This window comes from Bacillus sp. FSL M8-0166 (genome assembly GCF_038008825.1).
GTDB lineage: Bacteria > Bacillota > Bacilli > Bacillales > Bacillaceae > Bacillus > Bacillus safensis.
In genome coordinates this window covers 2776328-2800863 of sequence record NZ_JBBOZZ010000001.1, presented here as the reverse complement: position 1 = coordinate 2800863, position 24536 = coordinate 2776328, and the positions used below count along the sequence as shown (strand labels likewise).

Genomic DNA, 24536 nt, shown 5'->3' with positions numbered 1-24536 from the left:
ACAAAGCCGATATGATATATTGGAACGTATAGATTTGAAAGAGGAGGGATTTGCGCATGAGACCTTTACAAATCTCAGCCGATACCGCACAAAAGCTTTCTGCATCACTCAATGTACCATTAGAACAAATTATGCATATGCCGCAGCACATCTTATTAGCTAAATTAGCGGAGCTTGAACAGAAGAAAGATCGTTCTTCTTAAAGAAATAAAGGAGTTTACATTCATGGAACAACAACTAGAAAAGTCAACATTACAACCTCGCAGTACAGGACAAACCATCCTGCTGATTGCTGGGATTTTGCTCATTGCATTTAATCTTCGGCCTGCCATTACATCTGTTGGCCCTGTGATCGGCGCGATTCGTTCCGATTTACAGCTTTCAAATGGACTGGCGGGTTTTCTCACGACATTACCACTGCTTTCATTCGCATTGCTTTCTCCAATTGCACCTAAACTCGGAAAACGACTTGGTAATGAACGAACCCTCTGGCTTGGACTTGCTGTCCTTCTCTTTGGGATTGTGATTCGCTCATTTGGCACCATCACCTTCTTAATGATTGGAACGGCACTAGTCGGCGTTGGAATTGCGATCTGTAATGTGCTCTTACCGGGACTTGTGAAGCATAAATTTCCTGCACATGCAGGCTTGATGACAAGTGTATATACGACTTCAATGTCCGTCTTTGCTGCACTTGCATCAGGTGTCAGTGTTCCGCTCAGTCATACAATGCCTGGCGGCTGGAATACATCATTCCTTGTATGGGCTGGACTTGCCCTTCTCGCCATGATGGTTTGGGCGCCGCAGCTTCTTCATCAGAATACAGCGGCCGTCAAAAGCATCTCGCTCACAGAGCAGCCGATATGGCGTTCACGTGTCGCATGGCAAGTGACCTTTTTTATGGGCTTGCAATCATTCCTTTTCTATAGCAGCATCGCTTGGTTTCCTGATATCTTAACATCACATGGAATGAACCTGTCGACAGCTGGCTGGATGCTGTCCATTATGCAGTTTGTTGGGCTGCCATCCACCTTCTTAACGCCCGTTCTTGCAGAAAAATTAAAAACACAAAGACCGCTTGTCGCCGGCCTTGTCCTTGTGTATTTACTCGGAATGATTGGACTTCTTCTCGGGGGATCGACGCCTATTCTTGTCATCTCTGTTCTATTGATCGGCATTGGACAAGGGGCCAGTATCAGTCTTGCCCTCACATTTATCGGTTTACGTACAACCAATATGGAACAAGCAGCTGCCCTCTCTGGAATGGCGCAGTCTCTCGGTTATTTATTAGCTGCTGTTGGGCCGTTCATGATTGGTATCCTTTTTGATTCCACACATACATGGACACCAGCAATTATCATCTTTATCATCATCCTATTTTTCATGTTTTTATCCGGTATGCGTGCTGGACGCAGTGTCTATATTTCAGATCCTTCATAAAAAAAGAACCCGCCTCCTCGTGAGACGGGTTCTTTTCTGCTTATGCCTGCTCTGTCACATGTACCTTTAACGTTGCTTGTACCTCTGGATGAAGCTTTACTGGTACATTTGTGTAACCTAATGCACGGATGGCATCATTCAGCTCGATTTTGCGCTTATCGAGTTTAATTTGATGATCTTTTTGCAATTTATCAGCGATTTGTTTGCTTGTAATCGAGCCAAACAAACGGCCGCCTTCACCTGATTTTGCAGTGAGTTCCACTGTTAACGCCTCAAGTGTTTCTTTTAGTTGTTTTGCTTGTTCAAGCTCTTGGATGGCATTCTTTTTCTCTTTGTTTTTCTGCCCTTCCAATGCACTTAGGTTCGTTGGAGTTGCTTCAACAGCTAACCCTTGTTTGATGAGAAAGTTGTGAGCGTATCCGTCAGCTACATTCTTGACTTCGCCTTTTTTCCCTTTGCCTTTTACGTCTTTTAGAAAGATGACTTTCATCTTTGAACCCCTCCTTCGAAATATTCGTCTATGGCAGCCTTTAACTTCCCTACCGCTTCTTCAATGGTTATACCATAAATCTGGGTAGCAGCGTTAGTCAAATGACCGCCGCCGTCTAATGCTTCCATAATAATTTGAACGTTGATATCCCCTAATGATCTGGCACTAATGCATACCGTGTCGTCATCTCGTCTAGCGACAGCAAATGACGCTTCTACCTCACTCATTGACAACAGGGAATCCGCTGTCTGGGCAATCGTAATTTGATCATAATACTCCGACCTGTCAGATGGCAATGAAGCAATGGCCACCTGATTTTGATACAGCTCTGTATGCTGAATGAGTTTTGCTCGTTTGATGTAATGATCGACGGTTTCTTTTAAGAACTTTTGCACAAGGACAGGATCTGCTCCCTTTGCACGAAGGTAAGATGCTGCATCGAACGTTCTTGACCCCGTTCTTAGAGAGAAACTCTTCGTATCCACGATGATCCCAGCCAGAAGCGCAGTCGCCTCAATCATGTTAATCCGCAATTTCTTCGGCTGATACTCTAAGAGCTCTGTCACAAGTTCTGCTGTAGATGAAGCATACGGCTCCATATAAACAAGTAAAGGATCACGGATAAATTCCTCGCCGCGTCTATGATGGTCAATGACCACGACGTTTTCAATCTTATTCAGCAGTCGTTCCTCCATGACGAGAGACGGTTTATGTGTGTCTACGACGACAAGCAATGTGTCATCCTTTGCAAGCTCCATTGCTTCCTCTGGGGTGATAAAACGTGACCAAAGCTCTTCATAATTTTTAATTTCACTAATTAAGCGTTGAACACTGTCGCCAATCTGGTTGGCATCAATGACAATATAGCCTTCTTTTCCATTGGCCTGGGCGACCTTTAAAATCCCAATGGATGCACCGATCGAGTCCATGTCTGGGAACTTATGCCCCATGATCATGACATTACCGCTTTCAGATACAATTTCTTTTAAAGCATGAGAAATGACCCGTGCGCGTACGCGTGTCCGTTTCTCCATTGGATTCGTTTTTCCACCGTAGAATTTCACTTTTCCATTCGGCTGTTTAATGGCGACCTGATCCCCGCCTCGTCCGAGGGCAAGGTCAAGACTCGACTGCGCAAGTGCTCCAAGCTCTTTCAAAGAAGGAACGGACGCACCGATCCCGATGCTCAGAGTGAGCGTCGCACTATGTGCCCCTGTTTTCTCACGGACCTCGTCTAAAATGGAGAATTTCGACGCTTCAAGCTCAGCTAAAATACTCTCATTTAGAACCGCCATAAATCGTTCAGACGAAATTCTCTTCAGGAAAATACCGTATTCTTGTGCCCAATTGTTGAGCAAAGACGTCACTTCACTATTAATAGCGCTGCGCACTTGATCATCAAGGCCCTGCGTGACATCGTCGTAATTGTCTAAAAAGATATAAGATAACACCGTTCGTTCATTTTCGTACTGTCGTTCAATCTGCACTTGTTCCGTGACATCAAAAAAATATAAAAGGCGCTCTGACCGTTTAATAATGACTTTGAATTTTCGGTCATTCAGCGTCACATTTTCGGTCTCAACCTCTTGTTTAATAAGAGGCACAATGGACTCGAATGTATCGTACAAGGATCTGCCGACAAGTGTGCTTTCATGAAAGCATGAAGCGAGAAATGGATTGGTCCATTCGATATAATACTGGTCATTAAACAGCATAATACCAATTGGCATCTCCATTAATGCTTCTTCTCCAACCTTTTTGACTCGATAGGATAATGTTGAAATATATGAATCAATCTCTTTCTGCACTTGCGTATCTGCCCACTTTAAGAAGTAGAGCACACCTGCAAGGACGAAAAGACCAACCGCTCCTATGATCCAATTAAAATAAAGGTTGAGGAGGACTGTGATCACCGCAAGAACAATTAACGCGAAGATCGGATACTTGATGACAGGTTTTCTATAGAAGCTTGGCACTGATATCAACTCCTCAACATTCAGAGTGAATTATTTGTTTTTTACTTTTTCTCTTAAATCAAAGCCTATGTCAGCAATCCCTATAATTCGCACAATCACACCGATCGGCGGAAAGAAAACCGTTAACACGACAGCGAAAATGGGTACCGCTTTTGAGATGTTTTTTTCGTGGCAATAATAGAAGAGAAAAGAAAATCCCTGAATAAGCACCAGTATAAATAAAATTTGAAACGCACTCGTTTGAACGAGCCATAAAAAGCTGCCTTTTTCCGTCTGAATCAGCATCAAAAGCAATGTGAGTAAATAATACCATACCATGCTTTTTGGCAGCCGCATATCCTTAAATTTCTTTAAGGACGGCATGTCTGAAACAAACCGTTTGAGCAAAGGCCGCACGAACCAATGATTCACAAAAGCCAGCAGCGTGACCAAAATCAATAACGCTATAGGTAAAGCACTTAATGCCGTATCCTGCAACTCTCTGAACTGCTTCAGCTGCTTCGCAATGTCCTTCTCAGACACGCCGGATTGCTTTAAAGTACTCTCTACCATCGGCATCATTTGCTCAATCGACTCTTTCGCAATATTCATGATATCGATTTGAAAGAGCTGAACACTGACAACAAAAGAGATGAGAATACTGAATAAATAAATCAGCGCACCTGTAATGATGGCATTCCCAGGCTGCCTTCTGCTGTAGAAAACACCCATGCCTAATCCGGCAGCAATCAGAATTGGTGCACTCATGAGCCCAGCCATAGACCCAATTAAAAAGCTGATCACTATGCCAATAGCGCCAGCAGCAATTCCTTTTTTCAAGCCGTGTCTGATTGTATAGAGGATGATCGGAATCGGAGCAGCTAGAAAGAAAATAATGGATAATAGCGGCACATATAAATAAAACAGCATCATGACCGCAAAAATACTCATCATGATCGCGCCCTCTACTAACGCTTTTGTTTGTTTCACACCTTCACCTCTATCCAATCCTTTTGTCTATATCTTGCTCAATGTGTACTTCTATGTATACGTACGATGTAAGCTCCTTCACGTCTTGCCCCAACCTTTATTTTACCATAGCGGTAAATCTCAAGTAAAATGCAGGCTATTCTGGGAGCGTTTCACGTGGAACACCGATATGGAATCGCACATGCAAGTTTTCAAACAGCGTGTTACAATTTTTTAGATTATTCTTAGCTATAAACCCTGAATTCAGGGTCAAAAGCTGTTAGAATAGAAACATCATCAATAAATGTAAGAAGGAGAATTCACATGGGAAAAACACTCGTATTCGGACACAAAAATCCTGACACAGACACGATTTGTTCTGCTATTGCTTACGCTGATCTGAAAAACAAAATCGGCACTGAGGCAGAAGCCGTCAGACTTGGAGAAATCAATGGAGAAACACAATACGCATTAGATTTCTTTAAACAAGAAGCACCTCGTTTCATTGAAACGGCTGCAAATGAAACAAAGCAAGTCATTCTTGTCGATCATAACGAATTCCAGCAAAGTGTAAGCGATATTGATCAAGTACAAGTAACTGAGGTCATTGACCATCACCGTATTGCCAACTTTGAAACAAGTGAACCTCTTTACTATCGTGCTGAGCCTGTAGGCTGTACAGCAACGATCTTAAACAAAATGTATAAAGAAAACCAAGTGACGATTGAAAAAGAAATCGCTGGCTTGCTTTTATCTGCGATCATTTCTGATTCCTTACTATTCAAATCCCCAACATGCACACAGCAAGACATTGATGCTGCGCATGAGCTTGCAAAAATCGCAGGGGTAGATCCAGAAGTTTATGGCCTAGACATGCTCAAAGCAGGCGCTGATCTAAGCCAAAAAACGGTTCAAGAATTAATTACACTTGATGCAAAAGAATTCGCACTAGGCAAAAGCAAAGTGGAAATTGCACAAGTCAATACAGTAGATATCGCTGAAGTGACAGCAAGACAGGCTGACATTGAAGCGAAAATCAATGAAGTCATTGCAGCAAAAGGTCTTGATCTATTTGTTTTAGTCATCACAGACATTTTAGAAAATGACTCCCTTGCTCTTGCACTCGGTGCTGAAGCAGCAAAAGTAGAAAAAGCATTTAATGTCACGCTTGAAAACAACACAGCTTTACTAAAAGGTGTTGTATCAAGAAAGAAACAAGTCGTACCTGCACTGACAGACGCACTTTCTTAATAAAACACGACAAGACTGCTGAATGATTCAGCAGTCTTTTTTGTCTATATTCTTTTTAATGAATATACATATCACTAACGAGAACATCCTTTAGCACGCTTGTTGGGATCGTGAATTCAACAACACCCATGTAACCAGGCGCCACATCATATTCATTAAAGGAAATCACAAGCTTTCCTTTTGAATTGATATAGAAGTTTTGATCCGGCTTAATTTTCTTAAATGGATCTGTTTCTTCTTTGCCAATCCAGTATATTTTGTTTGAATCCTCTTTCATCTGTTTCTTCATTTGTTGTTTAATATTTTCACTAATCACATCAATATAACGATCATCTTTAAACAGGCTTGGTAATGTAATGAGTACGTGGTTTTTCTTATCAACCGTATCATACGTCATTTCCTCTGCCGCTGAAGCCTGAGTCGTCACTTTGTATCGACCTAGTGAGAGAATTTGATCATTGTTCGTTCTCACTTCATATCCGCTCTCAACACTTAAATGGCCATTTTTATAACCCTTTGTTTCCTTCTCAAAATCTTGATACAGCTTTTTGTTTTCAGCTAAATATTTTTGATTCAGGCTGTCTTGTAATGTTCCGTCCCCAAGTCCTGAAACGTGTGGTGTTTTAAGGTCAATATTCGTTCCTTGATCGCTCTTTTTAAATTCTGTAAACGTCACGACTTTCACCAGCTCGCCAATGACAGGTACCTCTGAAATCGCTCTTGCTGCCTGTGGACTGACATTAACAGTTGTGACAAAAAGAGCAGCCGCCGCAACAAGTCCGATGGTCCATTGCTGAAAATGAGGTTTTTTATTTTTTCGTTTTAACGTTCGTTCAACCATTGCATCATATTCCGGTGGAATAGGAATTTCTAAATATTCATCTTTTAAATGTTCCAAATACTTATCCATTTATATTTCCTCCTGTGATAATTCTACTTTTAAAAGCCGCAGCGCCTTATATAATCTTGTTTTAATGGTGTTTTCATTTTCATCGAGAATCTGGGCGATGTCCTCTAATTTTAAATCTTCAAAGAATCTCAAAATAATGATGACCCGATACATCTCAGGCAAATCCTCTATAGCCCGTTTGACGTCTTGATCCTCGTATACATCTGATTCGCCCTGTGATAAGAATTCAAGCGTATCATCATCTGTCACCTGCACCCGCTTCTTCTTTCGTAAAAAGTCTAGGGCAGCGTTCACCACGATTTTATAAAACCAGCTATGCATCTTGCTCGCATCCTCTAATCGGTGAACAGATTTGAGTGCTTTATGAATGGCCTCTTGTACAACATCCATAGCATCTTCTGGGTTTTTGACATAACTATAGGACAACCGATAAAAACTGTGTTTATGTTCCATGACGTAATCCGCAAATTGATCGTCTATTTTTCGTTTCTTCATTTTACAAAGAGCTCCTTTATCTTAAATGCGCATCTGTTATTTCTTACATTGGATAGACGCGCACCTTTTGAAAATAGTTTGCGCTCGGTTATTTTTTTAACATGTCATCGCATTTACGTTCCTATACAAAAAGAGCGAACCTGATGGGTTCACTCTTTCCAAGCGGATAGTGTTTGATGAACAAACTGTTTTAGTGAAGAAAGCGGATGAATGATAGGAACGCCTGTCTCCCGCTCCATCTGCTGTGCCGCATGAACCATCGAAAGCTGCATCACACAAATGTCTTTCCCTTTTTGCTTCATACATCTTCTCAGCTGCTCCTTGATTTGTTCATCATAGGCTTGCATATCACCGTTTAGACAGAGATGAAAGGCATCCTCCATCACAACCAATTCCACTTCAACCTGTTTGCCCCGCTCTGTTGCATATGATTCAAGCCGCTGCATCGTCCCTTCCACTGTATCTGGGTTGGAAAACACTAGTTGAAGAGGCCCTTTTTTCTCACAAATCAGCTCAAATAACGGTTCATCGATCGGAACAATCGGTTGTTTGAAAAGGTGCTGCTGATCACCTAGAGCAGCAATGTATTGTGTACACGTGAGCAGAATGAGATCAGCTTCACTTTCTTGCTTTAATCTGTTGATAGCATACGTTTGCTGCTTGTATTGATCAAATGCAGGATCTTGAGTGGCGTGTTCTATAAATGATGAATCGACTGTGTGATGCAAATCAACATCTGTATCACCAAAAACATCTTCTATATATGACTGATTGGATGGATGGGCGTGAAGGCAGTGTAATCGAATCATCTGGTTTGCTCCTCGTGAAAGTTTTCAATCATTATATCAATCCTTGTATGAAATAGGGAACAACATGACCATATTGTTAGGGAGATATTGAAGGAGGGATTCGAATTGAAAGAAGATCAACAGCCTAAACCATCTTCAGAGTCAGAAGAAACCTTAACGAATCGGCAAGGTCATCCCGTAACAAACAATCAAAATATGAGAACTGTTGGAAATAGAGGACCCACTACGCTTGAAAACTACGATTTCCTAGAGAAAATCAGTCATTTTGATCGTGAACGCATCCCTGAACGTGTTGTACATGCACGCGGTGCTGGAGCTCACGGTTATTTTGAAGCCTACGGCACATTCGGGGATGAACCCATCTCCACCTATACGAGGGCAAAATTGTTTCAGGAAAAAGGGAAAAAGACGCCTGTTTTCGTTCGTTTTTCTTCTGTGATTCACGGCGGTCATTCGCCAGAAACATTACGCGATCCGAGAGGGTTTGCGATTAAATTTTATACAGAGGAAGGCAACTGGGATCTCGTGGGGAACAACCTGAAAATTTTCTTCATCCGAGATGCTTTAAAGTTCCCTGATTTGGTTCATGCCTTTAAGCCAGATCCTGTCACCAATCGTCAGGACGGCGAGCGTATTTTTGATTTTGTCTCACAATCACCTGAGGCAACGCATATGGTGACATTTCTCTTTTCACCGTGGGGCATCCCCGCAACATACAGGCACATGCAAGGCTCAGGTGTCCATGCGTACAAATGGGTAAACCATGAAGGAAAAGCCGTGCTGGTTAAATATCATTTTGAACCGAAACAAGGTATTCGCAACCTGACCCAAGAACAGGCGCAAGCGATTCAGGGCGAAAATTTTAATCATGCCACACAGGATTTATATGAAGCCATTGAGCAAGGTGATCATCCTGAATGGGAGGTATATGCACAGATCATGGAAGATGATGTTCACCCTCACCTCGACTTTGATCCGCTTGATCCGACAAAGCTTTGGTACAAGGATGACTATCCATGGAAACCAATCGGACGGATGGTATTAAACAAAAATCCAGAAAACTATTTCGCAGAAGTTGAGCAGGTTGCCTTTGGGACTGGTGTACTCGTAGACGGTTTGGACTTCTCAGATGATAAATTGCTTCAAGGCCGCACCTTCTCCTACTCTGACACGCAGCGATATCGTGTAGGGCCAAACTATTTACAGCTGCCGATCAATGCACCGAAAAAGCATGTCGCCACCAATCAAAGAGATGGACAAATGGAATACCATGTCGATCAAGGCAAAGGGCAAAATCCCCATGTGAATTATGAACCGTCGATCCTCGGGGGATTAAAAGAAGCCAAACAGGATGGAAAGGATCATACGCCTTTTGTAGAGGGTGAAGTCAAACGAGAAGCCATTGACCGCCCGAACAACTTTGGACAAGCGGGAGAAACATATCGCCGTTTTAATGATTGGGAGCGTGAGGAACTGATTAAGAACTTGGTCAATACCCTTGCGACATGTCAAAAGGACATTCAAGACCAAATGATCGAAAACTTTACAAAAGCAGACCCTGATTACGGAAAACGTGTCGCTGACGGCTTAAAAGCCTTTAAACAAGAGCAGCCAAGCGGACCTATCGGCTCTACAGGTGCTGCCGAAGCCGTGGACGAAGCCATCAACAACAGCACACCATCAGATCCTTATTAATGACAAAAAGAATGCAGCGGCGAGACTGCATTCTTTTTGTTTACATCTATTAAGCGTTTTGACCTTTTTTGATCCATTCTGCTACATTGACTGTACGTTTTGCCTGATGTTTCACAGCTGCTTCTGCATCCTCTTGGATTTTTCCATTTTGGTCAACAGTGACACTTACGCCGTAAGGGTTGCCCCCTGCACCGTATAAGGAATCATCTGTGTATCCAGGAGCGGCAATAATTGCTCCCCAGTGGAACATCGTCGTATAAAGGCTGAGAACCGTCTGCTCCTGTCCGCCATTTGCGTTTTGAGCAGATGTCATCGCGCTCACTGCTTTGTTTGCCAATTTACCTTGGAACCATAAGCCGCCTGTCGTATCTAAGAACTGCTTCATTTGAGCTGGCAGGTTACCGAAACGTGTCGGCATGCTAAAGATGATGGCATCTGCCCACTCTAAATCACTTAATTGAACCTCTGGCATATCCTTTGTTTCGTCTAAATGTGCTTTCCATGCTGGATTTGAAGCTACAACTGCTTCTGGTGCCAATTCAGCAACCTTCAATACTTTGACTTCTGCGCCAGCTTCTTTTGCTCCAGCTTCAGCCCATTTCGCCATCTGATAGTTTGTACCTGTTGAACTATAATAAATAATCGCTAATTTTACGTTTTCCATTTGTTCCATCTCCTTTTGTTTATTTTGCCCAAAAAGCTTCTGTAAAAATCCCACCTGTATTCCCCACCTTATTTAAAATTGACGACGATACCATAAAGCAGCAGCATCGACTTCTTCTCTCGTTAGCTGATGTCCGCGATTTTCCCAATGAAGTGTAACCGATGCGCCTGCACCCTGCAGCAATTGCTCCAGCTCCTGTGATTCCTCTGGACGGCACATTGGGTCATTTTCACCAGCTGCTATAAAGACTTGTTTCCCAGCTAATGAAGGTAATGAAACCCCGCGTCTTGGAACCATTGGATGATGCAGGATGGCGCCTTTTAGGGCATCCCCATAATGGAATAACAAGCTTCCAGCAATGTTCGCCCCATTGGAATATCCGATAGCCACCACATTGTGGCGATCAAACCCATATTCATCGGCTGCTTCTCCGATAAATGTATATAGTTCCTCTGTACGCTCAATCAAATCCTGCTCATCAAATATACCCTCTGCCAAACGTCTGAAAAAACGCGGCATGCCGTTTTCTAACACATTCCCTCTCACACTAAGAACAGATGCATCAGGATCTACGATCTCTGCAAGCGGCAATAAATCTTCTTCCGTCCCGCCAGTTCCATGCAGTAATAACAGGACAGGTCTTTGTTCATTCTTTCCTTTTCGAAAAAGATGCTTCATCATGAATCTCCTTTCTCTTTAACTTCTCTCACTTCAATTGGAAGCACAATTTGTTCAATCTGACTGCGCTGCGCCTCGTATTGCGGTGGCAGTTTCAATGCTTCACCCATTGTTTCCACTGATTCGTCGTGTGCAAACCCTGGAGGATCCGTGGCAATCTCAAATAATATGCCGCCAAGCTCTTTAAAATAAATAGCATTGAAGTAATTTCGGTCTTGCACAGGTGTCACTTGATACCCGCTTTGTGCAATATGTCTTTGCCAATCTAATTGGTCCTGATCATCTGTTGCTCTCCATGCAATATGGTGCACAACCCCAACACCCATACGTCCTCGTGGAACAGGCGTCTTGTTCACATCAATCACATTGCCTATTTCACCAAACGAACGGAATCTCACATAGTCTCCTTCTGCTCCGACTCGTTCAAGTCCCATCGTTTGCTCTAGCAGCTGCATCGTTTGCTCCGGCTGTGATGTTAATAAAACAGCTCCGCCAAATCCTTTAATGGCTACATCGGGTGTGACTCCATTAAATGTCCACTCGTTTTGCTTTCCTTCCGCACGTTCTACTAGCTCAATCAATAAGCCGTGTGGATCTTCGAATGAGAGAAAAGCTTCACCAAAGCGTTCAACCGTTTCATAAGAGACATCAAACTGCTCAAGGCGATCCTTCCAGAAAGAGAAAGAGCCTGTCGGTACAACATATGTCGTCACGCCCACTTGCCCTGCACCAATTTGACCTTTCTGTGCTCCCGGCCAAGGGAAAAACGTAATAATTGTCCCTGGAGAACCGCCTTCATTTCCAAAATATAAATGGTATGTGCCCGGATCATCAAAATTCACGGTCTTCTTCACGAGACGAAGTCCTAAAACACCTGCATAAAAATCAACGTTCTCCTGAGGATGACCCACAATCGCTGTAATATGGTGAATTCCTTCTGTTTTTTTCACTTCTCATGACCTCCTAATTGAAGTAACAAGCCTCTATTCATTATGTCTTTACTGACGTCTTTATATTATCTCGAATTCGAGATATTAGATCAAAAAAATATATTTATCTCGAATTAAGGATATGATGTTTTTAAGTAAATGTCAATGATTTTTGTTTTTCTTTTAAAAAAGCAGAGCTGTTTTGCATGAAACAGCCCTGCTTTCCCTTGATTATTGCAGCAATTTTTTCTTTTTTAAATAGGCTTTCGCTACCTGAAATGCATCCTTCCCCTTCACATTGACTTCATAATTCATTTCTCTCATCTCATCGTCTGTGATTTGACCCGCAAGCTTATTGAGAGAGGTCTCAATCTCAGGGTATTCAGTTAATGTCTCCTGCCTGAGCAGAGGTGCTCCTTGATATGGCGGGAAAACATGCTGATCATCATTAAGCACCTTTAATTTGTATTGTCTCAATTCACTGTCTGTCGAATACGCATCGACCAAATTGATATCCCCTTTCTGAATCGCTCGATACCGAAGCTTTGGCTCCATCGTCACGACATCATCAAAGGAAAATTGATAGACCTTTTGAATGCCTCGATACCCATCCTGACGATCAGAAAATTCTAAGGTGAATCCAGCTTTTATACGGTTTTTGATCTTACCTAGATCTGAAATATTGGACACCTCATATTGATCAGCCAGTGACTGCGGCACGGCTAAAGCATACGTATTGTTGTATGCCATGGGCTCAAGAAGACGGAGCTGAAAGGACGATTCCAATCCGCGCCGCGCTTGCTCATACACTTTTCTTTTATCTGTGCTTTTCGCTGTTTCTTTGAGGAATTCGGAAATCGCTGTACCTGTAAACTCAGGATAAATGTCGATATCACCAGAGCGTAAAGCCTGGAAAACAAAGGACGTCTTTCCAAGACCGGGCTTCAGGTTCACTTGAATATCTGTATCCTGTTCAATCAAAAGCTTATACATCGAGATCAAAATCTCAGGCTCTGATCCTAACTTTCCGCCAATGGTGATTTCTTTCTTTTCTTGCTGAAACAGCGAGGGGGCAGCGACAACTGCTCCTGCAATCAGAGCAAAAACAGCTACAGAGATCACAGTCTTTTTAAAGGAAATTTTCTCAAAGGTTCGCAGCACCACATCAAATAAAAGTGCGAGTAAGGCTGCTGGTATAGCACCAATGACAATAAGAGACATATCATTTCGATCAATTCCCAGCAGGATTAAGCTTCCTAATCCCCCAGCTCCGATCAGTGCTGCCAGAGTGGCCGTTCCCACAATGAGTACCATCCCGGTTCGGATACCCGCCATAATTACTGGCATGGCAAGTGGAAGCTCCACCTTTAATAACCGTTTCCGATGATTCATCCCCATAGCAAGCGCCGCTTCTCTCAGGGAAGGATCGACCTCCTGAATGCCTGTATATGTATTTCTTAAAATAGGGAGTAAGGCATAGACCACAAGTGCAATAATCGCAGGCACTTGCCCAATCCCCACGAGAGGAATCAGCAAGCCAAGAAGTGCAAGCGACGGAATTGTTTGCAAGACAGCCGTCACCCCAATGACCCATTCCGCTAGCTTTGGAACCCTCGTTAAATAGATACCTAATGGAATGGCAATCAAAATCGCTAAAAATAAAGCAATAAAAGAAATTTGAATATGCTCAAGTAAAGCGTGCCCCAATTGTTCTTTTCGTTCCCATAACACACGGGTCCAATCATTCATGTGATTCGCCCCTCTCTTTAGGAGAATCAGCTAAAAACTGAATCACTGCTTGACGATTCACTAGTCCAATACGCTCCCCATTCTTTTCAACAGCCAATTCCTCGTGCTTTGCCAAGCGTGACAAGACTTCATCCAGTGTGGCATGTGCTGAGACCGCCTCATAGCCTAAAAGAGCTTCGTGAGCCATTGCTTGAGTCAAAGTCTCCAGTTCGAATGCTTGATGTTCCACATGACGGACAGCCCCTGAAACAAACTCCTGTACAAAGGCATTGGCTGGATGTTGAACCAATTCCTCAGGACGTCCGATCTGCACTACTTTTCCTTCATTCATCACACAAATCCGATCACCAAGCTTCATAGCTTCCTGCATATCATGCGTCACAAAAACAATGGTCTTTTGAATACGGCGCTGCAAATCAAGCAGATCATCCTGCAATTTCTCCCTCGTTAATGGATCTAACGCACTAAAAGGTTCATCCATCAGGACAATCTCAGGATCAGCTGCAAGTGCACGTGCCACACCGACACGCTGCTGCTGCCCACCAGATAGCTCTGCTGGCTTTCGATGCCGATACATAGCAGGATCAAGCCCGACCATCAACATGAGTTCATCGACACGCTGATTGGTCTCATTTCGGTTCCACTGTTTGAGCTCTGGCACCACAGCAATATTTTCCTCTATGCTCATATGAGGAAAAAGTGCAATTTGCTGCAGAACATAACCGATATCCCAGCGCAGCTCATACAGATCATAATCACTTATTTTTTGACCCTTTATGTAAATCTCACCTTCTGTAGAAGAAATGAGACGATTGATCATTTTCAATGTCGTCGTTTTCCCGCTGCCACTAGGCCCAATCAATACAAAAAACTCACCTTGCTGAATCTCCAAATCAACAGATTGAACGGCATAGCGCTCATCAGAAAATTGCATTGATACCTTTTTAAATTCAATCATCTTCCCACACCCTGACTGCAATTATTTACTAGACTACCAATATGACAGATCAACCTCATATTTGTATAGAATAAACTGTCACTTTTACATACTTCCCCTAGGTTGACTGCCAAAAACAGCTCTAGCAAAAATAGATGAGTTTCTTAGTGAGACAAATAAAAAAAGCGAAGAGCTCGGGGCTCTCCGCTTTTAAGTCAACGACTTACTCACCAGTAACGTATGGAAGTAATGCCATTTGACGTGATTTTTTAATCGCTAATGTCAATTTACGTTGATACTTAGCGCTAGTTCCTGTTACACGACGAGGTAAAATTTTACCACGCTCAGAAACAAACTTTCTAAGAAGATCAACATCTTTGTAATCGATGTGCGTGATACCGTTAGAAGTAAAGAAACATACTTTACGACGTTTCGCACGACCGCCTCTGCGTCCACCTGCCATTTGTTTTCACACCTTTCCTTTAGTCATTTTTTTCAGATCAATTAGAATGGCAAATCATCATCGGAGATGTCAATCGGTTTACCATCATTCGCAAATGGGTCATCATTGAAGCTATTTCCCTGATTACGATTTTGTTGGTTACTTTGATTGCCATATGGATTTTGACTTGGTTCATTTCCAAATGGATTCTGATCGTTTTGGCTGCCGCCATAATACTGGCCTCCGCTATTGCCACCGCCGCTGTATCCACCTGAACCAGCACCGCCGCTCTTAGGCTCAAGAAATTGAACACTTTCAGCTTGAACCTCTGTCACGAAGACACGCTGTCCTTGCTGATTTTCATAGTTTCTTGTCTGCAAACGACCGTCTACACCGGCAAGACTTCCTTTTTTCAAGAAATTAGCCACGTTCTCGGCTTGTCTTCTCCAAGTAACACAGTTAATGAAATCGGCTTCACGCTCTCCAGATTGATTCGTAAACGTACGATTCACAGCTAGAGTAAACGTGGCTACAGCCGCACCATTAGGCGTGTAGCGAAGCTCAGGGTCTTTTGTTAGTCTACCGACCAATACAACACGGTTTAGCATATTGAAAGACCACCTTTAAATATATATTTCAATGATTTATACTTCTTCTTTAACAACAATGTGGCGAATGATATCGTCACTGATCTTAGCTAAGCGGTCAAATTCTTGAACTGCTGCAGCGTCAGATTGAACGTTTACGATTTGGTAGAAGCCTTCACGGAAATCGTTGATTTCGTATGCAAGACGACGTTTACCCCAATCCTTTGTTCCAGTGATCTCCGCACCGTTAGAAGTTAACACGTTATTGAAACGCTCGATAACTGCTTTTTTAGCCTCATCGTCAACTGTTGGGCGGATGATGTACATAACTTCGTACTTTCTCATCTGATTGCACCTCCTTTTGGTCTAAGCGGCCCTAAACGGGCAAGGAGCAATAAATTATATTACTCACAATTGTATATTATAACAAATCACTTGGCCTATGACAAGAACCTATACATTAAAACGGAAATGAATGACGTCTCCATCTTTCACTACATATTCTTTACCTTCTAGACGGACTTTTCCAGCCTCTTTTGCAGCAGACATGCTTCCGCCAGCAAGTAAATCTTCATATGCAACCGTTTCAGCGCGAATAAACCCACGCTCAAAGTCCGTATGAATGATTCCAGCACATTCCGGTGCCTTCATTCCTTTTTTAAACGTCCAAGCGCGTACTTCCTGCTCACCTGCTGTGAAATAAGTAGCTAAGCCAAGAAGTGAATAAGATGCTTGAATCAGCTGATCTAGACCTGACTCTTTGATGCCAAGCTCTTCAAGGAACATCTGCTTCTCTTCTCCTTCAAGCTCTGCAATTTCAGACTCGATCTTCGCACAAACGACGATGACTTCAGCGTTTTCACCAGAAGCAAACTCGCGGATTTGCTGCACATATTCGTTGCCGTCATGATCCGCTACTTCATCCTCACTCACATTTGCTACATAAAGAACTGGTTTAGATGTGAGTAAATGAAGCTGTTTCACAAGCTTTTGCTGCTCATCAGTAAATTCTACAGATCTTGCCGATTTCCCAGCTTCAAATGCGTTCATTAGCTTCGACAAAATCTCAAATTCAGCTACCGCTTCCTTATCCTTTTGTTTTGCAAGCTTACTCACACGAGCCAAACGCTTTTCAACTGTTTCTAAATCAGCCAAAATCAATTCAAGATTAATCGTTTCAATATCTGACACCGGATCAACCTTACCAGCTACGTGTGTAATGTTATCGTCTGCAAAAGCTCTGACAACGTGACAGATCGCATCTACTTGACGAATATGAGAAAGGAATTTATTCCCTAAACCTTCACCTTTAGATGCACCTTTGACAATACCCGCAATATCAGTGAATTCGAAAGCAGTGGGAACTGTCTTTTTCGGCTGCACCAATTCTGTTAGCTTTTGTAAACGCTCGTCTGGAACTTCTACAATTCCGACGTTTGGATCAATGGTACAAAACGGATAGTTAGCAGACTCCGCTCCAGCCTGTGTAATTGCATTAAATAGCGTTGACTTCCCGACGTTAGGTAAGCCAACAATACCAGCTGTTAAAGCCATTCTTTCATCTCCTCTATATCAAACGTGCTCGTTATACTGCGTAATATGAACCTAGAGCAATTATAAGTAGGTTTACATGAAAAGACAAGCTAACCATCATGCATTTTCAATAGAAGAAACTTCGTCAAAAAGAATAAATCAATGCTTTAAAACGGGAAATTGCACCTGGCTCTGCTGTAGAAAAGACAAATTTAATGAAAAAAGCATGAGGCCTACTTAAGCAGTTGGCTCCTCATGCTTGACGAGAATTTTCTTCATTTTTCGTTCAAAATCTCTTCTTGGAATCATCACGCTGTGTCCGCAGCCTTCACATTTAATGCGGATATCCATGCCCAAACGAATGATCTTCCACCGATTGGCACCACATGGATGGGGCTTTTTCATTTCAACAACATCATGTAACCCAAACGCTTTGTCTGCCATCAGCCTTCACCTCTCTTGCTCACTTCATTGCATCTATTGTACAAAAAAACGGCGATGGAGGGCAATGCACAAAACAAAGAGTCTCTTTCAATCGTTCATCCTATTCTTTATTAAAGAAAAAACCCTTCTTTTAGATCATTTTATTTGTGACCAATAGTTACTTAAACTCCGCTTTTTTTCAATATTGTCACAAACACTGTAGGCCAAAAGGTTTTTATTGGTAGAACGCTGTGGTTTTTCCATATTTTTTGATTTATGATATCTGCATAAATGTTATGTGAGGGAGCAGGTACGATGGTCAATCGAAAGGATAGATTAACTGATAAAGAATATAAAATCATATCCGATCATGCTGGAAATATAGACAATTACCAGCAGCACCATACGATAGAAATAGGTCAGCAAACGCTCACTGTCCACGATTTTCTAAAGATCGACCATAAATTATATGGTTTAACAATGCAGCCAGAACAATCAGATGAATTCATCGTTGCTTTTCACTGTCCGCTGCCAAACCAAATGACGGTGACATCGCCGCAAGATGTACACAACGCAGCACAGACATTGCTCAAAACAGATTATGCCTATCCAATTGAAAGAAAGTCCCTTGACGGCAATCAAGATCATGTCTTTTTTAAAGGGAAGGAATACATAGAGACAGTCTGTCAGAAGCATCCAAATGCAGGTATCTATCTCACTGGACAAGCCCTTGCCGGTGCTGTTTGTGCTTATGTTGCAACAGAACAGCCAGCTGTCAAAAAAGCCGTCACCTTTGACAGTCCAAATATATGGAGCAGCCTGTCGCCTTCGATTCAGCAAAAGGCGAATCAAGGTCAATATACACGCATGTTGACTGAATATATTCAGCCTAGTCATTACGTCGGTTTACTCAATCGTCATGATCAAGGAGTTGGACAAGTCAAGTACACCATACCGCCACGACAGCAAGACTCAGTCCAAGAATCCGCGAAATACAAAAAAAGGGAAATTGACACCTTTTTAAAATCAGCTTTTGCATCTATGAATATAGAATGGAACGAATCCTTTGATACAAATGCTTTTTTAGCTCTCATTTCAGGAGAATTCAAAGCAAATGGATATTCATTCCACCCAAATGGATCTGCCCGTATTTTAGATGAACAGCTTGATCATAATACAAGTTTTACAGCCATGCTGCTGCAAGAAATTCATTCTGGACGTGCATATGCACAAAACGGACTTGAAATTATCATAAAATCCCATTTACTGAAAAATTCATCCTATGATCTACAAAGTATTATTGAACATGAAGTGCACACTGTATTTGAAAAAATCGATGGAATTGATGAAAGCGTAAAAGACGCCGTCCATCATGTAAAACAAGAGCTCAAAGGACTCGTCGGCTTTGGCCACTATGATTTATTAAGTCATAGTGATGTGGAAGCACTGGTAGAGGAAGTTAGGATGGAACAGACGCATTCCTCCTTTTATTCACACGAAAAACAATTGAATGCCTTGTACACCCTGAGGGATTACGAACAAGAGCTTTCTGCCCTTTCAAGACATATGTACACAATGGGTGATGATTACGCAAAGGCAGATAGACGCCTTGCGGTGCAAATGGGTATTCATTAAGAAAGGAGTCATCGCATGATCAATCAAAATAAACCTCCTAGTGACGCCCAGCGTTTCTTGCAAAATGTGAGTGCCCGCCGCTCCATGTCTGTATTCGAAAATCAATCGGCACCACACACACAAACACAGTCTCCTGAAGAAATTGCCGCCATTCAGGCCATGCGCAGAGAAGGACAGCGAAAGGATCTAAAACGGCTGCTCAAAATGCGGCTGTACGACGAATTAGCAAATACTCGCGTGCACTTGGAGTATCAATTGTCTAAAACAGAAGACATGATAAACCAGACGACCATTGTCAAACAACACATCTCCCAGCATTTAAAGGGGCAGGCCATTTCAGAATTAGAGGATCGCCTCCAGCGTCTCAAGCAAATGCCTGTCTATGATGATATCAAAGAAGCTATTGATTCAATTCAGATTAAATAAGCACAGCTCTTAAAAAGAGAGGTACTTATTTTATTTTATCAATATAATTTTTAGGTCGAGAAAATATCTTTTTACTTAAAATCGGATATAGCATTAAACAGACGAGCAAATAAAGATTCAACAAACTATAAATCGGATACAAGAAAGCAATCAAATCAGCAAACCCAAGAGATGTTAAAGGTGCCATCAAAAGAAGCATCACCAATACAACCAGCCAGCGGGGCATTCGTACAAAAGAAAGCATCCGGCTGGATAATCCAAATAAACCTGCTGCCGTCGTCGTATAAATCGCTAGACAAAGGACAACGGTCATAAACACAAACAAAGACGTCGGCGCCCCTTCTAATACTGTAAACAAAGGAATTCCCTCTGCTGAAAGGCTTCCAGAAATATCAACCAGTATTTCGTTATACACATACGAGATCACACCAAAAATGAGACCGCTTAATATACTCGCCACTTTGGCTTCCCCAAGCCCCTTCATTTCTTTACCAACCGAAGACAGCACAGCGACAACAGATAATATGTTCAAAGAAGCAAAGACAATGCTGGCAGGCCAATTGTACTGCTGCCCAAAATCAATCCGCCACATATGATCATGGTTCATATAATAAAAAACAAACGCATAGATGAGCCCCGCCACCAAAATTGGTATAATGAAAGCATTCACAGATAAAAGCCCTTTCACATCCCAGAAAAAAATCATAAATGAAAACAAACAGAACGCGCCGATGCCAACCCAAAAAGGCACATGATACATCTCAAGAGTCACCCCGCCTCCGGCAATCATGACCGTCGTTGTCGTGAATAAATAAAGGACAATTAACACGTCATACACCTTGGCCAGCCATGGTCCGACAAGCCGTTCCAGCACTGGCACAAAGTGATCGGCACGAACCTCATAACTGATTTTTAACACCACATAGGTAGACAGCATAAACATCAATGTAAACAGTAGAATGGCTAGTCCGCTATCAATGCCAAAAAACTGCCAAATTTCTTGACCGGAAGCATATCCCGCTCCTATTAAGCTTCCTAAAATTAAAAGCGTCCACCTTGAACCAGCCTTCCACACAATCATCACCTCATAGGTATAGAATTAAGCTTGTTTCCGTATACTGTTACTAACTACTATGACAAGGAAGTGAGACCTATGAATAGCAAGAACGGTCTTTTTTTTAGAAATAGGGTGAAAGAATACGTGTCCCATACGGATACAAATGCCATTCAACAGCTTAAAAGTATTTTATTCTCGCATCTTCAGAAAGCAGGAAAAAGACCCGTTGCCATCGTCTGTATTGGAACAGACCGCTCAACTGGCGACTCTCTAGGTCCACTTGTTGGTACAAAGCTTTCAGGTCTAGATTTGAAAAAGCTTCATGTATATGGAACACTCTCTGACCCAGTGCATGCAATCAATTTAAAAGAAAAGCTCGCTGAAATTGAACAAGCTCATAAACACCCGTTTATTGTAGCGGTTGATGCCTGTTTAGGAAGAGTGAAAAGTGTCGGTTCCTTCCAAATTGGAGATGGGCCGTTAAAGCCTGGAGCTGGTGTGCAAAAGGAGCTGCCAGAGGTAGGAGATATTCATATTAATGGGATCGTCAATGTGAGTGGTTTCATGGAATACTTCGTTCTCCAAAACACACGTCTTCATCTAGTCATGTCAATGGCCAATACACTTTCTGAAAGTCTATCTCACATTGACCAAATGGATTGGACGAGAGAAAAAAGCCGGTCTCTCTTCACCCCTATTCAAAATATCACTGGGAGAATATAAAAAAGACCATCTCGTATCAAGATGGTCACTCTGATGATTCCCTCGTAGAAAGCAATTCAAGGATTCTTTCTAAATCTTCATTGGAGAGAAATTCAATCTCAATTTTCCCTTTTTTCTTCTGTTTCTTGATCGTCACTGAAGTACCAAAGTAGTTTTGTAAGAAAGACTCTCTTTCTTTCAACACTCGATCCTTTGGTGCTTCTTTTTTCTTTGTTTCACGTGGAACATTTTCATTTAACTGCTGAACAAGTTTCTCAACCTGACGTACGTTTAACCCCTCATCCACGATTTTCTTTACCAAAGGCGCTAGCTTCTTTTTGTTCTTTAAGCTAAGTAATGTCCGGCCATGTCCCATTGATAACGTTCCATTTGCAATCAGCTTTTGTACGTCATCCGGTAAAGTCAACAGACGGAGATGATTCGCAATATGCGGTCTGCTTTTCCCTAATCGCTTCGCTAATTCCTCTTGCGTCACACTTAGATGATCCAGCAAGGACGCATAGGCTTCCGCTTCCTCTAGTGGAGATAGATCCTCACGCTGCAGGTTTTCTAAAAGGGCAATTTCTCTCATGAGCGTTTCTGAAAACTCTCGAACGATCGCAGGAATTGTTGTCAGACCAGCTTGTTGTGCTGCGCGAAAACGGCGTTCACCTGCTACTATGTCATATCCTTTAATCGATTTACGAACAATAATCGGCTGTAAAACACCGTGCTGCTGAATCGATTCTTTAAGATCAGACAACGCATCATCATCAAACGTTTTCCTTGGCTGATACGGATTCGGACGCAAATCCTTTAATTTAATTTCTTCAACCGTTTCTTCATTTGAGTCTACGTTGTTAAATAGTGCATTAATACCCTTTCCAAGACCTTTAGCCATTCGCATCCACTTCCTTTGCTAAGTCTAAATAGACATCTGCACCTCTTGAACGTGGATCATACAAGATAATCGGCTTCCCATGACTAGGCGCTTCACTCAGCCTTACATTTCTTGGAATGACAGTCTGATAGACTTTATCTCTAAAGTACTTCTTCACTTCTTCGATAACCTGAATCCCAAGATTTGTTCTGGCATCAAGCATTGTCAGCAAGACACCTTCAATGGCAAGATCAGTATTTAAATGTTTCTGCACGAGACGAACTGTGTTTAACAATTGGCTCAATCCTTCAAGCGCATAATATTCGCACTGAACTGGTATTAAAACGGAATCGGATGCAGTTAACGCATTAATCGTCAGTAGTCCAAGTGATGGCGGGCAGTCAATAATCATATAATCATAATTCTGCTTAACAGATTCAAGTGCTCTCTTCAGCCTCACTTCACGTGAGATTGTAGGCACAAGCTCTATTTCAGCCCCTGCAAGCTGTATCGTCGCAGGAATGACATCAAGATTTTCGACCTCTGTCGTCTTAATCACATCAAGAACATCTGCATCATCAACTAAAATATCGTACACACACTTCTCTACGTCGGCCTTCTCAATCCCAATACCACTCGTGGCATTGCCCTGCGGATCAATATCAACTAACAACACTCGTTTGCCTATGTATGCTAAACACGCACCCAAATTAACAGAAGTTGTCGTCTTCCCGACGCCGCCCTTCTGGTTGGTAATCGCTATGATTTTTCCCACGATGTCACCCACTTTCAACTTAACAAGTTTCTCATTCATTCATACTTCCTATTCTATCAAAAAAAGTATGAAACGTTTGCTTTTTTTGTTTCCCTATTATAAATTCGTCGGTGAAAGTTGATTTTCGTACATGAAAAAACGAATGAAAACACACTAAAAAATATATTAATATATCTTTTTTAAGAAATAGACATACATCAAAACCCTCACTTCTATTAAAAGTGAGGGTCACATATCAAAAGTATAATTCACCTATTTTACGGCCTTCACTGACAATGACCTTAGGAGTTACTGTTTTATAGCTTTTCTTTTTTAAAAATCCATAGGGTGTCTTAATGGTAAATGTCGCATGTCCCAAAGCGTCCCCTGTTTTCCCATAGGCCTGCCACACGATCTTTGAACAATAAGTCGGGTCCAATGATTGAATTGACATGGTGATGGAGTAGCGAGCCTTCGGATGACCTTTCACATAATCGTGTGCCCATTCCCCTGCTAAATCTGCCTTCTCGTCTTGATTAATCCGAATTACCTTTGTATTGGCACTATAGCGAAACCAGTTATGAATGGAATCAAGTTGAGGATGCTGCCGAAACCCTGGAATAGAAGCATAGCTTTTCTCATTAATGACGATACCTGCATGTCCAACCAAACCCTTCACAGCATCAGTGGTTGTCACCAAGATATCTCCTTTTTTAGGGATAATTTCGGTACCAGGATACGGCTTTCCTAAAAGTTGCTTGAGGGTGTGCGGTTTTTCATCCGTCACCAACTCATCCTGCTTATTTTGTCGTAAACCATAGTTCTTCAAATCATCGTCAGCTGTAATCAAGTCGATCGAATCGTCGGAAGACGCATGCTCTTGATTGAATTGCTGTACAGTCACATCTTTAGAAACAACACCTTGCTTCTTCAGAACGTTTAATTCTTCTTTGGTCATCAGGCCTTCATCCGCATGAGCCGTTGGCGATTTCACAGCGTATATTGTCGCTTCATTTGGAAAAAGAGAAAAAGAAATTAGTAAATAACAAATAATGGCGAAAATAGTCTTCTTCATTTTCATCAGTAGCTGTCCCCTCCTTTATACTAAGAAAATCATATTTTACCA

At 42.1% G+C, this 24536-nt stretch carries 27 protein-coding genes; 7 read left to right on the top strand and 20 right to left on the bottom strand.

Going from position 1 to position 24536, the window contains the following annotated elements:
- The first annotated feature begins 56 nt into the window (after positions 1–56).
- A complete protein-coding gene (locus tag NSS92_RS14525; RefSeq protein WP_340868774.1) occupies positions 57–203 on the top strand; it encodes a YycC family protein in 147 nt (48 codons plus the stop codon).
- A gap of 22 nt (positions 204–225) precedes the next feature.
- Positions 226–1440 (top strand): CynX/NimT family MFS transporter, encoded by a 1215-nt coding sequence (locus NSS92_RS14520; protein WP_340868772.1) that lies wholly within the window; start codon positions 226–228, stop codon positions 1438–1440.
- Between the two features lie 40 nt (positions 1441–1480).
- Here NSS92_RS14520 and rplI read toward each other — a convergent pair whose 3' ends face one another.
- Genes rplI through NSS92_RS14505 form a run of 3 tightly spaced genes read right to left on the bottom strand, consistent with a single transcriptional unit; the run spans position 1481 to position 4875 of the window.
- Positions 1481–1930, bottom strand: a complete 450-nt coding sequence (gene rplI / locus NSS92_RS14515; protein ID WP_008359128.1) for a 50S ribosomal protein L9 — start codon at positions 1928–1930, stop codon at positions 1481–1483.
- Entirely contained in the window at positions 1927–3906 is a 1980-nt protein-coding gene (locus tag NSS92_RS14510; protein ID WP_048238316.1) for a DHH family phosphoesterase, read from the bottom strand. Before NSS92_RS14510 ends, rplI begins: the two co-directional genes overlap by 4 nt.
- A 30-nt stretch (positions 3907–3936) precedes the next feature.
- On the bottom strand, positions 3937–4875 hold the full coding sequence (locus NSS92_RS14505) for a YybS family protein (RefSeq protein WP_340868768.1): 939 nt from the start codon (positions 4873–4875) through the stop codon (positions 3937–3939).
- A 303-nt stretch (positions 4876–5178) separates the two neighbouring features.
- Between NSS92_RS14505 and NSS92_RS14500 the strand changes: the two genes are divergently transcribed.
- The gene (locus NSS92_RS14500; protein ID WP_073979340.1) at positions 5179–6105 is read left to right on the top strand and encodes a manganese-dependent inorganic pyrophosphatase; all 927 of its coding nucleotides are present in this window, start codon (positions 5179–5181) and stop codon (positions 6103–6105) included.
- Positions 6106–6160: 55 nt separating this feature from the next.
- Here the strand turns inward: NSS92_RS14500 and NSS92_RS14495 are convergent, their stop codons facing one another.
- From NSS92_RS14495 to NSS92_RS14485, 3 genes are all read right to left on the bottom strand, one after another.
- On the bottom strand, positions 6161–7015 hold the full coding sequence (locus NSS92_RS14495) for a DUF3298 and DUF4163 domain-containing protein (RefSeq protein ID WP_340868765.1): 855 nt from the start codon (positions 7013–7015) through the stop codon (positions 6161–6163).
- Positions 7016–7510, bottom strand: a complete 495-nt coding sequence (locus tag NSS92_RS14490; protein WP_034283625.1) for an RNA polymerase sigma factor — start codon at positions 7508–7510, stop codon at positions 7016–7018.
- 149 nt (positions 7511–7659) lie between these two features.
- Positions 7660–8319: an aspartate/glutamate racemase family protein gene (locus NSS92_RS14485; protein ID WP_340868763.1), complete on the bottom strand. Its 660-nt coding sequence runs from the start codon at positions 8317–8319 to the stop codon at positions 7660–7662.
- Positions 8320–8403: 84 nt separating this feature from the next.
- On the opposite strand from NSS92_RS14485, the gene katX reads away from it, so the two are divergent.
- Entirely contained in the window at positions 8404–10014 is a 1611-nt protein-coding gene (katX, locus tag NSS92_RS14480; RefSeq protein ID WP_411353423.1) for a catalase KatX, read from the top strand.
- Between the two features lie 49 nt (positions 10015–10063).
- On the opposite strand, the gene wrbA is transcribed toward katX, so the two are convergent.
- The 10 genes from wrbA to NSS92_RS14430 form a co-directional block, all read right to left on the bottom strand.
- Positions 10064–10678 (bottom strand): NAD(P)H:quinone oxidoreductase, encoded by a 615-nt coding sequence (gene wrbA / locus NSS92_RS14475; RefSeq protein WP_340868760.1) that lies wholly within the window; start codon positions 10676–10678, stop codon positions 10064–10066.
- A 72-nt stretch (positions 10679–10750) separates the two neighbouring features.
- A complete protein-coding gene (locus tag NSS92_RS14470) occupies positions 10751–11359 on the bottom strand; it encodes an alpha/beta hydrolase (RefSeq protein WP_267587076.1) in 609 nt (202 codons plus the stop codon).
- Positions 11356–12306: a ring-cleaving dioxygenase gene (locus NSS92_RS14465; protein ID WP_340868758.1), complete on the bottom strand. Its 951-nt coding sequence runs from the start codon at positions 12304–12306 to the stop codon at positions 11356–11358. The genes NSS92_RS14470 and NSS92_RS14465 overlap by 4 nt, the downstream gene beginning before the upstream one ends.
- A 210-nt stretch (positions 12307–12516) precedes the next feature.
- On the bottom strand, positions 12517–14034 hold the full coding sequence (opuFB, locus tag NSS92_RS14460) for an osmoprotectant update ABC transporter permease/substrate-binding subunit OpuFB (RefSeq protein WP_340868756.1): 1518 nt from the start codon (positions 14032–14034) through the stop codon (positions 12517–12519).
- A complete protein-coding gene (locus NSS92_RS14455) occupies positions 14027–14992 on the bottom strand; it encodes an ABC transporter ATP-binding protein (protein WP_340868754.1) in 966 nt (321 codons plus the stop codon). The genes opuFB and NSS92_RS14455 overlap by 8 nt, the downstream gene beginning before the upstream one ends.
- 202 nt (positions 14993–15194) lie before the next feature.
- Positions 15195–15434: a 30S ribosomal protein S18 gene (gene rpsR, locus NSS92_RS14450; protein ID WP_008347556.1), complete on the bottom strand. Its 240-nt coding sequence runs from the start codon at positions 15432–15434 to the stop codon at positions 15195–15197.
- A 41-nt stretch (positions 15435–15475) separates the two neighbouring features.
- A complete protein-coding gene (ssbA, locus tag NSS92_RS14445; protein ID WP_003215157.1) occupies positions 15476–16021 on the bottom strand; it encodes a single-stranded DNA-binding protein SsbA in 546 nt (181 codons plus the stop codon).
- A gap of 36 nt (positions 16022–16057) precedes the next feature.
- A complete protein-coding gene (gene rpsF, locus NSS92_RS14440; RefSeq protein ID WP_003215073.1) occupies positions 16058–16345 on the bottom strand; it encodes a 30S ribosomal protein S6 in 288 nt (95 codons plus the stop codon).
- 108 nt (positions 16346–16453) lie between these two features.
- Positions 16454–17554, bottom strand: coding sequence for a redox-regulated ATPase YchF (gene ychF / locus NSS92_RS14435; protein WP_048238325.1), 1101 nt, complete (start codon positions 17552–17554; stop codon positions 16454–16456).
- 216 nt (positions 17555–17770) lie between these two features.
- A complete protein-coding gene (locus tag NSS92_RS14430; protein ID WP_060698947.1) occupies positions 17771–17977 on the bottom strand; it encodes a DUF951 domain-containing protein in 207 nt (68 codons plus the stop codon).
- 294 nt (positions 17978–18271) lie between these two features.
- Between NSS92_RS14430 and NSS92_RS14425 the strand changes: the two genes are divergently transcribed.
- Together NSS92_RS14425 and NSS92_RS14420 are read left to right on the top strand one after the other, a co-directional pair.
- Entirely contained in the window at positions 18272–19591 is a 1320-nt protein-coding gene (locus tag NSS92_RS14425) for a hydrolase (protein WP_267587080.1), read from the top strand.
- 15 nt (positions 19592–19606) lie between these two features.
- Positions 19607–20017, top strand: a complete 411-nt coding sequence (locus NSS92_RS14420) for a hypothetical protein (protein WP_267587081.1) — start codon at positions 19607–19609, stop codon at positions 20015–20017.
- Positions 20018–20042: 25 nt separating this feature from the next.
- Here NSS92_RS14420 and NSS92_RS14415 read toward each other — a convergent pair whose 3' ends face one another.
- A complete protein-coding gene (locus NSS92_RS14415) occupies positions 20043–21098 on the bottom strand; it encodes a YkvI family membrane protein (protein WP_142946024.1) in 1056 nt (351 codons plus the stop codon).
- A 72-nt stretch (positions 21099–21170) separates the two neighbouring features.
- Here NSS92_RS14415 and yyaC point away from each other — a divergent pair, with 72 nt between their 5' ends.
- Positions 21171–21797 (top strand): spore protease YyaC, encoded by a 627-nt coding sequence (gene yyaC / locus NSS92_RS14410; RefSeq protein ID WP_340868745.1) that lies wholly within the window; start codon positions 21171–21173, stop codon positions 21795–21797.
- A gap of 25 nt (positions 21798–21822) precedes the next feature.
- Here yyaC and NSS92_RS14405 read toward each other — a convergent pair whose 3' ends face one another.
- The 3 genes from NSS92_RS14405 to NSS92_RS14395 form a co-directional block, all read right to left on the bottom strand.
- On the bottom strand, positions 21823–22677 hold the full coding sequence (locus NSS92_RS14405) for a ParB/RepB/Spo0J family partition protein (protein ID WP_048238329.1): 855 nt from the start codon (positions 22675–22677) through the stop codon (positions 21823–21825).
- On the bottom strand, positions 22670–23431 hold the full coding sequence (soj, locus tag NSS92_RS14400) for a sporulation initiation inhibitor protein Soj (RefSeq protein WP_008360890.1): 762 nt from the start codon (positions 23429–23431) through the stop codon (positions 22670–22672). Before soj ends, NSS92_RS14405 begins: the two co-directional genes overlap by 8 nt.
- A gap of 235 nt (positions 23432–23666) precedes the next feature.
- On the bottom strand, positions 23667–24491 hold the full coding sequence (locus NSS92_RS14395) for an orthopoxovirus pf05708 family protein (RefSeq protein ID WP_340868743.1): 825 nt from the start codon (positions 24489–24491) through the stop codon (positions 23667–23669).
- Between the last annotated feature and the right edge of the window lie 45 nt (positions 24492–24536).